The organism is Methylobacterium sp. CM6246, assembly GCF_054818005.1.
Window position 1 is genome coordinate 1,334,499 of sequence record NZ_JBTXKY010000001.1, and the last position, 11,542, is coordinate 1,346,040.

At 72.5% G+C, this 11,542-nt stretch carries 11 protein-coding genes; 10 read left to right on the plus strand and 1 reads right to left on the minus strand.

The genetic code is table 11. The features are described 5' to 3' along the window. The first annotated feature begins 20 nt into the window (after nucleotides 1-20). The 8 genes from ACYQPG_RS06730 to phnE (ACYQPG_RS06765) all read left to right on the plus strand — a co-directional run bounded on the left by ACYQPG_RS06730 (nucleotide 21) and on the right by phnE (ACYQPG_RS06765) (nucleotide 9,632). On the plus strand, nucleotides 21-3,215 hold the full coding sequence (locus ACYQPG_RS06730) for an autotransporter family protein (RefSeq protein WP_461230590.1): 3,195 nt from the start codon (nucleotides 21-23) through the stop codon (nucleotides 3,213-3,215). A 132-nt stretch (nucleotides 3,216-3,347) separates the two neighbouring features. Then, nucleotides 3,348-4,496, plus strand: coding sequence for a ceramide glucosyltransferase (locus ACYQPG_RS06735; RefSeq protein ID WP_419829018.1), 1,149 nt, complete (start codon nucleotides 3,348-3,350; stop codon nucleotides 4,494-4,496). 25 nt (nucleotides 4,497-4,521) lie between these two features. Then, entirely contained in the window at nucleotides 4,522-5,208 is a 687-nt protein-coding gene (locus ACYQPG_RS06740; protein WP_461230591.1) for a DUF1045 domain-containing protein, read from the plus strand. Further along, nucleotides 5,201-5,830, plus strand: a complete 630-nt coding sequence (locus ACYQPG_RS06745; protein ID WP_461230592.1) for an LbetaH domain-containing protein — start codon at nucleotides 5,201-5,203, stop codon at nucleotides 5,828-5,830. The genes ACYQPG_RS06740 and ACYQPG_RS06745 overlap by 8 nt, the downstream gene beginning before the upstream one ends. A gap of 123 nt (nucleotides 5,831-5,953) precedes the next feature. Further along, complete coding sequence (phnC, locus tag ACYQPG_RS06750) at nucleotides 5,954-6,802, plus strand: phosphonate ABC transporter ATP-binding protein (RefSeq protein WP_147909797.1); 849 nt, start codon at nucleotides 5,954-5,956, stop codon at nucleotides 6,800-6,802. Between the two features lie 127 nt (nucleotides 6,803-6,929). Beyond that, a complete protein-coding gene (gene phnD, locus ACYQPG_RS06755; protein WP_461230593.1) occupies nucleotides 6,930-7,859 on the plus strand; it encodes a phosphonate ABC transporter substrate-binding protein in 930 nt (309 codons plus the stop codon). 25 nt (nucleotides 7,860-7,884) lie between these two features. After that, a complete protein-coding gene (gene phnE, locus ACYQPG_RS06760) occupies nucleotides 7,885-8,766 on the plus strand; it encodes a phosphonate ABC transporter, permease protein PhnE (RefSeq protein WP_461230594.1) in 882 nt (293 codons plus the stop codon). Continuing rightward, a complete protein-coding gene (gene phnE, locus ACYQPG_RS06765; RefSeq protein ID WP_147909794.1) occupies nucleotides 8,763-9,632 on the plus strand; it encodes a phosphonate ABC transporter, permease protein PhnE in 870 nt (289 codons plus the stop codon). The genes phnE (ACYQPG_RS06760) and phnE (ACYQPG_RS06765) overlap by 4 nt, the downstream gene beginning before the upstream one ends. 26 nt (nucleotides 9,633-9,658) lie before the next feature. Here phnE (ACYQPG_RS06765) and phnF read toward each other — a convergent pair whose 3' ends face one another. Beyond that, nucleotides 9,659-10,402, minus strand: a complete 744-nt coding sequence (gene phnF, locus ACYQPG_RS06770; RefSeq protein ID WP_461230595.1) for a phosphonate metabolism transcriptional regulator PhnF — start codon at nucleotides 10,400-10,402, stop codon at nucleotides 9,659-9,661. 79 nt (nucleotides 10,403-10,481) lie between these two features. Between phnF and phnG the strand changes: the two genes are divergently transcribed. Then, on the plus strand, nucleotides 10,482-10,949 hold the full coding sequence (gene phnG, locus ACYQPG_RS06775) for a phosphonate C-P lyase system protein PhnG (protein ID WP_147909792.1): 468 nt from the start codon (nucleotides 10,482-10,484) through the stop codon (nucleotides 10,947-10,949). Nucleotides 10,950-10,951: 2 nt separating this feature from the next. Continuing rightward, nucleotides 10,952-11,539 carry a phosphonate C-P lyase system protein PhnH gene (gene phnH / locus ACYQPG_RS06780; protein WP_147909791.1) on the plus strand — a complete coding sequence of 196 codons (588 nt, stop codon included), beginning with the start codon at nucleotides 10,952-10,954 and terminating at the stop codon, nucleotides 11,537-11,539. Nucleotides 11,540-11,542 lie beyond the last annotated feature (3 nt).

Genomic DNA, 11,542 nt, shown 5'->3' on the forward strand with positions numbered 1-11,542 from the left:
CGCAGGCTTGGGGGCCAGGAATGAGCGTTCGCTATGGGGTCTCGATCGCGGCCTTGATGGTCGCCGCGTGCGGGTCGGGGGTGCAGGCGCAGACCGTCAACACCACGGCCTCCGACGTCAACGTGCTCAACCTGCTGGCGCCGTACCTGGCGCTCAACGCAACGGCGGCCGGGCAGGCGACGCTGAGCCTGAACCTGGCGCAGACGATCGCCCTCAACACCGGCGCGGACCTCGCCCGGCAGCAGGTGGCGATCAGCGACAAGAACCTGCTCAGCGCGGCGAGCAACGCCCTGTCGTCCTCGGGGCTCGGCAGCTACGGCGTCGCGGCCAACATCGCCGGCGGCCTGCCCGGACAGACGCCGATCAACGGCATCGTCCCGCAGCAACGGGTCGGCGGCCTCGGTGCGCAGCTCGGCCCGATCTACCAGCGCGGGACCGCCCAGGGCGTGAACGGCGCCCTCGGCGGCGTGGTCAACCTGCTGGTCAACGCCAACACGTTCACGGGCAACAACCTCGGCGTCGCGAAGAACTACTTCGCCAACGGCGCGGCCAACAACCCGAGCGTGACACCCGCCAACTACGTGGCGGTGCCGGCCGTGGCGCCCGCGGGCTACGGGCTGCCGACGTATGACGGCCTGCCCAACACCACCAACAGCGTCTACGACCGCGCCTACGGGGTCACCAACACCCAGCCGGGCCAGGACGTCTACGGCTCGTCGCGCCCGGTCCAGGTCGCGCCCGGCCGCATCAACCCGTTCGATCCGACGGCGCTGACCGGCCTCGCGACCAACGCCTCCTTCCCCAGCGGGCACACCACCTACGCGTTCACCAGCGGCTACCTGCTGGCGATGCTGGTGCCGCAGCAATACCAGAACGTGCTGCTGCGGGCCTCCGAGTACGGCGAGAGCCGGATCGTGCTCGGCGTCCACTACCCCCTCGACGTGATCGGCAGCCGGGCGCTGGCGGCCTACGACCTGGCCCAGGCGTTCACGAACCCGGCCTACGTCAACAACGCCGCGGTGACCGGCGTGGCGATCAACCTGCCGAACCAGTTCGTGCAGGCGCAGGGGCAGCTTCAGGCCTATCTCGCCGCCCAATGCGGCAACACCGTCGCGGCCTGCGCGAGCGGCGCCGCCAACAGCGCCGGAAACCCCTATCTCCCGTCGGCCGCCAACCAGGCCGCCTACCAGCAGCGCCTGACCTACGGCCTGCCGACCCTGACCTTCGCCCAGGCCCCGCGCGAGGCGGCCCCCGCTGGCGGACCCGACGCCGCGATCCTGCTGGCGCCGCTCTACGGCGGATCGACCGCCGCCGCCCGCACGCTCGCCCCGCAGGGCGGCCTCTACGGCCAGCTCTCGACCGCCACGATCAACCAGATCGTCGTCAACACGCAGACCAACGCGCTCGCGGCCTTCTACGGCAGCCCGCTCAGCTACTGGAGCCGCATCGACCTCTATTCCGCCGCCGGCTATTTCGGAGCCGTCACCGGCACCCTGCGGATGGACACGAGCGACCGCCTCGGCATCGATGTCGGCGTCGGCAACGGCGGCGTGCTCTACGCCAACGGCACCATCGCGGGCACCGTCTCGGTCGGGGCCGGCGGCCTGCTCGGCGGCTCGGGCACGCTCGGCGGCCTCAACGCCCTCTCGGGCGGCACCGTGGCGCCGGGGAACTCGATCGGCACCCTCAACGTCGCCGGCGCGGTCGCCTTCGCGCCGGGCTCGGTCTACCGGGTCGAGGCCAACGCCGCCGGACAAGCCGACAAGATCGCGGCCGGCGGCGCCGTGACGCTCGGCGGCGGCACCGTGCAGGTCGTGGCTGCCTCCGGGGCCTATGGCCCGCGCACAACCTACGCGATCTTGAGCGCGGCCGGCGGCGTCTCGGGACGGTTCGACGGGGTCACGACGAACCTCGCCTTCCTCAGCCCCGGCCTGCGCTACCTGCCCAACGACGTCGCCCTGACGCTGACCCGCAACGACGTCCCGCTGGCCGCCGGCGCCACCGGGCGCAACGGCGTCGCGTCCGCCAACGCGCTCCAGGCGGCCGGGTCCGGCCGGGCCTACGACGCCGCCCTGGCGTTCACCACCGCGGAGGCCGCCGACGGCTTCCGGGCGCTCGCCGGCGACATCCACGTCAGCACGGTGTCGACCGCCTACGAGACGGCGTTCTTCGTGCGCGAGGCGGTGCTCGACCGGCTGCGCTGGGGCGGGTCGGCCCCGAGCCTCGACGACGGCCGCGTGCCGGCGGCCTACAGCGCCGACCTGCCGGGCCGGACGCCCGTGGTGGCGAGCGTGCCGACGCGGATCCTCGACCCGCGGGTGTTCGGGCTCTGGGGCCAGGGCTTCGGCGCGTTCGGCACGGCCGGCGGGGGCGGCAACGCCTTCGACCTCGACCGGCAGATCGCCGGCTTCGCGCTCGGCGCCGACATCCGGCTGCCGAGCGGGGTCCGGTTCGGCCTGGTCGGCGGCTACACCGAGGCCAACCTCGACAGCGTCGGCCGGCAGGGCGGGCGCGCGCGGCTGGGCGCCGCCAGCCCATCCGAGAGCGCGACGCTCAAGAGCGGCTTCGGCGGCGTCTACGGCGGCACCGCGTTCGGCCCGATCGAAGTGCGGCTGGGCGCCCTCTACGCCGACACCGACACCCGCACCCGGCGCAGCGTCCTGTACGGCCTGTCGGACAGCCCGACCGGGCATGGCGGCGGCCACACCGTCCAGGGCTTCGGCGAGATCGGCTACCGGTTCACGCTGAGCGTGCCGTCGGCCCCGGCGTCGCGGGACGGACGGGCGGCGGCCTCCTACATCGAGCCGTTCGTGGGCGCGGCCTATGTCGGCATCCGGCGCGACGGGTTCGCCGAGACCGGCGGCGCAGCGGCGCTGGTCAGCTACGGGCGCGGCTACGACCTCGGCGCGGCGACCGTCGGCGTGCGGGGGCAGACGGGCTTCGATCTCGGCTTCGGTGTTCCGGTGACGGCGCACGGCCTGCTCGGCTACCGGCGGGCGTTCGGCGACGTCGTGCCGGCGGCCCTGCTGAGCTTCGGCACCGGCCCCGCCTTCCTGAGCGCGGGGGTGCCGATCGACCGGGACGCGCTGGTGGCCGGCGCCGGGCTCGACCTGGCGGTGGCGCCGAACGCGACGCTCGGCGTGGCCTATACCGGCCAAGTCGGCGCCCGGGCCCAGGACCAGGCCGTGAAGGGCAACCTGACCCTTCGGTTCTGAGGGGCCTCTGTCACACGGCTGACGCGGTCCGGCCGTTAGAGCCGCGCCCGACCGGGTGCGGCTCGAAATCCTTGATGCCACGCGCACTCGCCGACGATCCGGGCCGATCACGAGCGTGAACGAGGGATCCGCATGATTGACCCCACGGTGTCGGCCCTGTCCCTCGGTGCGCTGTTGGCCCTGATCCAGATCGCCAGCATCGCGATCGCGGGCCGGCGCATCGGGACGGTCCACGGCGCATCCACCTTCCCGGCCGGTGCCCCGGTCTCCCTGGTCCGGCCGCTCCACGGGGTCGAGGCGTTCAGCGACGAGATGCTGGTCCGCAGCTTCCGCCTCGCCTATCCGGCCTACGAGTTGATCTTCTGCGTGGCCGACCCGGCCGATCCGATCGTCCCGCGGGTGCAGCGCTTGATCGCCGACCACCCGCAGGTGCCGGCCCGGCTGATCCTCGGTGACGAGCGCGTGAGCGACAATCCCAAGCTGAACAATTGCGTCCGCGGCTGGCGCGCCGCCGCGCATGACTGGATCGTGCTCGCCGATTCCAACGTCGCGATGCCGCCGGATTATCTTCAGCGGCTGCAGGCGGCCTGGCGGTCCGACACCGGCCTGGTCTGCTCGACCCCGGCGGGCGCCCGGCCGGGCAGCTTCATGGCCGAGGTGGAATGCGCCTTCCTCAACACCCTGCAGGCCCGCTGGCAATACGCGGCCGAGGCGTTCGGCCTGGGCTTCGCGCAGGGCAAGAGCATGCTCTGGCACAAGCCGTTCCTGGAGGCCCGGGGCGGCCTTCAGGCGCTGGCCTCCGAGATCGCCGAGGATGCAGCCGCCACCAAGCTGGTGCGCGCCGCCGGCAAGCGCGTCCACCTCGTTTCGAGCCCGTTCGAGCAGCCGCTGGGACGGCGCGGCTTCCGCGATGTCTGGGCGCGGCAGCTGCGCTGGGCGCGCCTGCGCCGGGTGACCTTCGCGCTGTTCTTCATCCCGGAGATCGGCAGCGGGGTCCTGTTGCCGGCGCTGCTTGTGGCGCTCTGGGCCGGCAGCCCGGCCGGCCTCGCGGGCGCTGCCGGCCTCATCGGGCTGTGCTATGGGGCCGAGTACCGGCTCGCGGTCCGCGCGGGCTGGCAACGCGGGCCGCGCATGCTGGCGGCGTTCCTGGTGCGCGACGCGCTGATCCCGGCCCTGTGGCTCGCCGCCTGGGTGCAGAGCGCCATCGTCTGGCGCGGCAACGCCATGGATGTGCGCCCGCGCCGCGCCAGCGTCGACCGCGCCTGCGCGCCGACGGCGTGACCGCGCGGAGGCCGGAGGTCATCACATGACGCGCCGCTACGCTCTCTATTGGCTCCCCCCGCCCGGCTCGGGCCTGGCCGCCTTCGGTAACGCCGTGCTCGGCTACGACAACGCCGCCGGCGCGCCGGTGCCGCATCCGCAGGCCCTCGGCGACCTCGCCGCCGTCACGGCGGGCGCCCGGGTCTACGGGTTCCATGCGACCCTGAAGGCGCCGATGCGCCTCGCCCCGGGCACCGAGGAGGCGGACCTCGTCGCGGCGGTGCGGGACCTCGCAATCGGGCACCCGCCGGTGGCGCTCGGGCCGCTGGCCGTCGCGGCGCTCGGGCCGTTCCTGGCGCTGGTCCCCGCGGCTCCGCCGCCGGAGCTCGGGTTGCTCGCCGCCGAATGCGTCGCCGCCCTGGACCCGTGGCGGGCGCCGCTGTCGGAGAGCGAGCGCGCCAAGCGCCGCCCGGAGCGCCTCGATCCGCGCGGCCGCACCCTGCTCGCCCGCTGGGGCTATCCGTATGTCTTCGAGGCTTTCCAGTTCCACATGACGCTGACCGACGCGCTGCCGGATCCCGACCGCGCCGCCTGGCTGCGCCGCCTGTCCGACGCCTACGCGGCCACGCGACCTGAGCCCGTGGTGATCGACGCCCTGAGCGTGCTCGTGCAGGACGGGGCCGAGCCGTTCCGGCTGCTGGCGCGCCTGCCTTTCGGAGACGCGCATGGCTGACCAGCATCTCGGCCTGGCGGCCGTCGACCCCAGCGCCCGGATCGTCGACTGCCATCTCGGCCGCTACACGCAAATCGGCGCCCGCACGCGCCTGACCGAGACCGTCCTCGACGATTATTCCTACATCGCCCAGGACGGGGAGGTGATCTACACCACCATCGGCAAGTTCTGCTCGATCGCCGCCGCGGTGCGGATCAACCCGGGCAACCACCCGATGGAACGCGCGAGCCAGGCGCATTTCACCTATCGGGCTCAGGCCTACTGGCCCGAGGAGGCGGACGAGGACGCGTTCTTCGCGCGCCGCCGGGCAAGCCCGGTGACCATCGGCCACGACGTCTGGATCGGCCATGGGGTGGTGGTGCTGCCCGGCCGCAGCATCGGCACCGGCGCCGTGGTCGGGGCGGGCGCGATCGTCACGCGGGACGTCCCGGCCTACACGATCGTCGTCGGCAACCCGGCTCGACCGGTGCGCCGCCGCTTCCCCGAGCCGGTCGCCGAGCGGCTGGAGCGCCTCGCCTGGTGGGATTGGGACCACGACCGCCTGCGCAAGGCGCTTCCGGATTTCCGCGCGCTGCCGATCGAAGACTTCCTGGAGCGGTACACCAGTCGGTCGGGCACGTAGGGAGACGCCGGGGCGCGCAACATCGGATTTGGTGCGCCGACTAAAGAAATCATTTTGTATTCGTCATTCAACCGTCGTGGAAGAGGCGTTTAGCTGCCTCCACCCCGCAGCGGATGGATGTTTATGCTCGTCGTAGAGGATCTCACGCGTCAGTACGGCGGCCGTCGAGCCGTGGACGAAGTCTCGCTGCGGATCGAGCGCGGCAGCTTCGTCGGTGTGATCGGCCGATCAGGAGCCGGCAAATCAACGCTCCTGCGGTTGATCAACCGACTCGCCGATCCGAGTTCCGGGCGCATCCTCTATGACGGCCGCGACATCACCGGCCTGAGCGGTCGGCCGCTCCGCGAATGGCGCACCCGCTGCGCCATGATCTTCCAGCAGTTCAATCTGGTCGGCCGCCTCGACGTGATGACCAACGTGCTGATGGGCCGGCTGAGCCATGTGCCGACCCACCGCTCCCTGCTCCGGCTGTGGTCGGACGAGGATCGGGCCATGGCCCTCGCCGCCCTGGAGAGCTTCGACATGGGCGAGTTCGCCGGCCAGCGGGCCGACGGCCTGTCGGGCGGCCAGCAGCAGCGCGTCGCCATCGCCCGGGCGCTGGTGCAGGAGCCCGAGATCCTGCTCGCCGACGAGCCCGTGGCGTCCCTGGACCCGCGCAACACCCGGCTGGTGATGGATGCCCTGGCGGCCGTGAACCGGCGCTACGGCATCACGGTCCTGTGCAACCTGCATTCCCTCGATCTCGCCCGGGCCTATTGCGACCGCCTCGTTGGGCTCGCCGCAGGCCGGGTGGTGTTCGAGGGCGGCCCGTTCGACCTCACCGAGGACGTGGCGCGCCGGCTCTACGGCCTGGAGGCGGGCGAGGTGCTGGACGATTCCCCGGAGCGCGAGGCCGAGCAGCGGGCGGCCCTGCCGGGGCTGCCCGGCCTCGTCCCGGCCCAGCCCATCCGCGAGGCCGCCATCGGCGCCTGAGCTGGGGCGCCGGTCGCCGGCGCACCGGGCTCGAGGCCTCCAACAACGACGGATGGAAACGCCCGACCGGACGCGCCGACCGCGCGGCCGGCCAATCCAGCGCTTGAACAGACCCGAGGACCACCCGATGATCACCCGACGCACCCTTGCCGCCGCCGCGGCGTCGTTCGCCCTCTTCAGCCTTCCGGCCGCCGCCCAGGAGTGGAAGGCCAAGTATCCCGAGCTGACCCTCGCGGTCATCCCGATGGAGAATGCCAGCGGCACCAACGACCGCTACGCGCCCCTGGCCGACTACCTGACCAAGACGATCGGCGTGCCGGTCAAGCTGCGGGTCGCCAGCGACTACGCCGCGGTGATCGAGGGCCAGCGGGCCGGCAACATCCAGATCGCGTTCTACGGCGCCGCTTCGTTCGGCCGGGCCGTGATGACCGGCGTGAAGATCGAGCCGCTCGTGAACCCGCAGCACGAGACCGGCGCCTCGGGCTATTACTCGGTGCTCTACGTGCTGGCTTCCAGCCCGTACAAGACGGTGGCGGATTTGAAGGGCAAGAACCTCGCCCTGGTCGACCCGAACTCCACCTCCGGCAACCAGGCGCCGCGCTTCTTCCTCAAGCGGGCCGGCTACGACGTGGACCGGTATTTCGGCAAGGCTGTCTTCGCCGGCAGCCACGAGAACGCGGTCCTGGCGCTGACCCAGGGCACCGTCGAGGCCGCCGCCAACCTGTGGAACTCCGAGACCGACACGATGGTGACCCGCATGGTCGCCAAGGGCGTCCTGAAGAACCCGGACGGCACGCCGATGAAGCAGTCGGACTTCCGGGTGGTGTTCAAGTCTGATTTCCTGCCGGAGGGCCCCTACGCCGTGCTGGCGAGCCTTCCGGACGACCTGAAGGCCAAGATCCGCCAGGCCTTCCTCGACCTGCCGAAGGCCGACAAGGCGGCGTTCGACCGGCTGTCCGACGGCAAGGATCTCAGCCTCACCCCGGTGACGCTCAAGGATTACCAGCCGGTCATCGACATGCTGAAATTCAACGACGAGCAGCGCAAGAAGTCCTGATCGCGTTGCTGAGGAGGCGCCGGCCTTGCGCGGCCTGACACCCCTGCCGCCGGAGCGGGTCGCCGCCCTCTCCGGCCTGTACGCGGCGGCGAGCGGCTCCGCCCGCCGCCGCACCCTCGCGAGCTTCGCCGTCCTGGCGGTGCTGGCGCTCCTGGCCGGGCTCGTCGCCGAGGTCCGGCCGCTGGTCCTCGTCGCGAACATCGGCAAGTTCACCGCCTATATCGAGCAGATCTGGCCGCCGATCGGCCTCGATCACCCAATGGCGGACATGCGCGCCTGGTACTGGGGCCTGCCGGGCTGGCTCGCCCTGCTCGGCGAGACGCTGCTGATGGCGTATCTCGGAACCCTGCTCGGGGCGGTTGCGGGCTTCGCCCTCAGCTTCGTCGCGGCCGCCAACCTGGTCCCGTCGGCCCCGGTGCGCTTCCTCGCCAAGCGCGTCTTGGAGGTGTGCCGCACGATTCCCGACGTGGTGTTCGCGCTGCTGTTCGTGATCGCCTTCGGCCTCGGCCCGATGGTCGGCGTGCTGGCCCTGGCGATCCACACCACGGGGGCGCTCGGCAAGCTGTTCTCCGAGGTCGTCGAGAATATCGACATGCGCCCGGTGGAGGGCCTGTCCGCCTCGGGCGCCAGCTGGCTCGAGACCGTGCGCTTCGCGGTGCTGCCGCAGGTGCTGTCGAACTTCGTCTCCTATGCGCTGCTGCGCTTCGAGATCAACGTGCGCGGGGCCGCGGTGCTGGGCTTCGTCGGCGCCGGCGGCATCGGGCAGGAGTTCCTGGCCGCGATCCGCAACTTCTACTACGCGGATGTCAGCGCGATCCTGGGGCTGATCATCCTGACCGTCGTCGGCATCGACCTCGCCACCGAGCAGGTCCGGCACCGGCTGACCGGCCTGGAGGAGGCCCGATGAGCGGCGGCGGAACCGAAACCCTGCGGGCGGCCGCCCGGGCCGATCTCGCGCGCCTGCGGGCCCGCTATCCCGCGCAGTTCCGGACCGATCGGGCCGCGCGGCTGCGCCGGCTGGCGGTTCTCGCGGGCCTGGCCGGACTGGCCGGCTTCGGCGCCTGGCAGTTCGAGATGTCGCCGGCCCGGATCCTCTACGGGCTCGGCCGGCTCGGCACCTTCGCGGTGCTGATGCTGCCGCCCTCGCCGGAGGGGCATCTCGGCACCTTCGTCCACGCGCTGGGCGAGACCCTGGGCATCGCCTTCCTGGGCACCCTGACGGCGGCGATCCTGGCCTTCCCGGTGGCGCTGCTGGCCGCCCGCAACGTCGTGCCCAATCCGTTCGCGCATTTCGCCGTGCGCCGGGGCCTCGACGTGATGCGCTCCGTGGACGTGCTGATCTGGGCGCTGATCTGGATCAACGTCGTCGGCCTCGGCCCCTTCGCGGGCATGCTCGCCATCGCGTGCTCGGATTTCGGGGCGTTCGGCAAGCTGTTCTCCGAGGCGATCGAAACCTGCGACCGGAAACCCGGTGAGGGGGTCGTCGCCTCGGGGGGCTCGGCCCTGCACCGCATCCGCTTCGGGCTGATCCCGGGGGTGCTGCCCGTGCTGGCGAGCCAGGTGCTGTACTTCTTCGAATCGAACACCCGCTCGGCGACGATCATCGGCATCGTCGGGGCGGGTGGCATCGGCCAGTACCTCACCGAGCTGATCCGCATGCTGGAGCTGAAGCAGGTCGCCTTCCTGGTTCTGATGATCCTCGCCACCGTGGCGGCGATCGACTGGGTCTCGACCCGCCTGCGCCGGGCGATCATCGGGCCGGCGGCGCGCTGACCGGCTCCAACTCGGCGGCGCGCGCTTTAGCCGCCGATCACCAACTCGACCCGGTCGGCGGCGAACAGGGTGCGGTTCGCCTGGATCGGCACGCCAGCGGAGTCGATGTTGACGCTCGACACCACCATGACGACCCGCCCGGGGGCGATATCGAGGCGCTCTGCCTCCTGGGCATCGGCCGGCCGGGCGCGGATCCGCGTCGAGAGCCGGGTGTAGTCGTGGACGCCGCAGGCCGCGAAGGCCCGGGTGATCGAGCCGCGCTCCGCGTAAGCCGCGGCGAAGTCCGCGAATCGCGGCAGGGGCAGCCAGGTCTGCGCGGTCGAGATCGGGGCGGCGTCCGCCCGGTGGGTCGTCAGCAGTTCCAGGATCGGCGCGCCGGGCTCGATCGCCAGGGCCGCCGCCTGCCTGGACCCGGCCGGAACGGTGGCGGCGGCGAGCAGGTCGCCCCAGGCCTCGCGCCCCGCCCCGGTGACGATCTCCGAGAAGCGGGTGCGTGGGCCGATCGGATAGGCCAGCGGCGCCTCCTCCACGAAGGTGCCGCGCCCCTGGCTGGCGCGCACGAGGCCGCCCTCCGCCAGGGCGGCCAGCGCCCGCCGCACCGTGTGGCGGTTGACGGCGAAGCGCGCGGCCAGCGCCGCCTCGGTCGGCATCTGCTGGCCCGGCGCGTAACGCCCGGCCGCGATGTCGGCGCTCAGCGCGTCGGCGATCTGCCGCCACGCCGTCAGCCCCTCTCCCCGGACGAGGCCGGGCGCCCGCTCCTGTGCATCCATGCTGTCATCCAAACTTCATTTGCGCCCGGCGCGCTAGTTGTCTACACGACTAGACAACAGCTCGACAAAGGGATTCGCTATGGCGACGAGCCCGCACCACTCGGGACCAGACGATATCGCGGCCCGGCAGGCCGTCATGGCGCTCTGCGCCGAGGCCAGCCGGGACGACCTCGACGCCGCCTTGCGGGCGCTCGAAGCCCCGGCCCCCGAGGACCTGCGCCCCCCGGAGACCGGCCTCGTCATGGCGACGGGCCGGATCGGCGGCGACGGGCGGCCGTTCAACCTCGGTGAGGTGAGCGTGACCCGGGCGGCGATCCGGCTCCCGGATGGCGCCACGGGCTTCGCCTATCATCTCGGCCGCGACCGGACGAAGGCGCGCCTCGCGGCCACGCTGGACGCGCTCTGGCAGGATCCGGCCCGACGCGCCGGGGTCGAGGCCGCCCTGCGGCCCGCCGCGCAACGGGCCGAGGCCGCGGGCCGACAGGCGGCCCGACGCAGCGCCGCCACCCGGGTCGATTTCCTGACGCTGGTCCGCGGGGAGGATTGAGCATGCTCGCACCCGGCTTCGCCGATCCGGTCCACGACGCGCAGGGCACGTTCCGCGCGGTGATGGACGCGCTCGCCCGCCCCGGCCTGCCCCGGCGGCTCGACATCCGGCTCGCGCCGCCCGCGCCGCTGACCCCGGAACTCGCCGCGGTCGCGCTGGCGCTGACCGACGCCGACACGCCGGTCTGGCTCGATCCAGGCCTCGCCGCCGCACCCGAGGTCGCCGCCTACCTGCGCTTCCACACCGGCGCGCCGCTCACGGACGACCCGGCCCGGGCGGCCTTCGCGCTGATGTGCGATCCGGCCCGCTGCCCGCCGCTCGACCGGTTCGCGCAAGGCACGCCGGCCTATCCCGACACCGCGACCACACTGGTCCTCGCCCTCGACCGGATCGCGGCCGGGGAGGGGCTTCGCCTGACCGGGCCCGGAATCAGGGGTGCGACCCGCATCGCCCTGGCGCCCATGCCGGACGGATTCGTGGCGCAGCTCGCGGCGAACCGCGCGGGCTTCCCCCTCGGGATCGACCTGATCCTCACCGCGCCCGGCCTCGTCGCCGGTCTGCCGCGCTCCACCGCCGTCACGGAGAGCTGACCG

Bases quoted from the DNA above. Each gene is read 5' to 3' on its own strand.
- ACYQPG_RS06730 (WP_461230590.1), top strand. From the start codon at position 21: ATGAGCGTTCGCTATGGGGTCTCGATCGCGGCCTTGATGGTCGCCGCG.
- ACYQPG_RS06735 (WP_419829018.1), top strand. From the start codon at position 3,348: ATGATTGACCCCACGGTGTCGGCCCTGTCCCTCGGTGCGCTGTTGGCC.
- ACYQPG_RS06740 (WP_461230591.1), top strand. From the start codon at position 4,522: ATGACGCGCCGCTACGCTCTCTATTGGCTCCCCCCGCCCGGCTCGGGC.
- ACYQPG_RS06745 (WP_461230592.1), top strand. From the start codon at position 5,201: ATGGCTGACCAGCATCTCGGCCTGGCGGCCGTCGACCCCAGCGCCCGG.
- phnC (WP_147909797.1), top strand. From the start codon at position 5,954: ATGCTCGTCGTAGAGGATCTCACGCGTCAGTACGGCGGCCGTCGAGCC.
- phnD (WP_461230593.1), top strand. From the start codon at position 6,930: ATGATCACCCGACGCACCCTTGCCGCCGCCGCGGCGTCGTTCGCCCTC.
- phnE (WP_147909794.1), top strand. From the start codon at position 8,763: ATGAGCGGCGGCGGAACCGAAACCCTGCGGGCGGCCGCCCGGGCCGAT.
- phnF (WP_461230595.1), bottom strand. From the start codon at position 10,402: ATGGATGCACAGGAGCGGGCGCCCGGCCTCGTCCGGGGAGAGGGGCTG.
- phnG (WP_147909792.1), top strand. From the start codon at position 10,482: ATGGCGACGAGCCCGCACCACTCGGGACCAGACGATATCGCGGCCCGG.
- phnH (WP_147909791.1), top strand. From the start codon at position 10,952: ATGCTCGCACCCGGCTTCGCCGATCCGGTCCACGACGCGCAGGGCACG.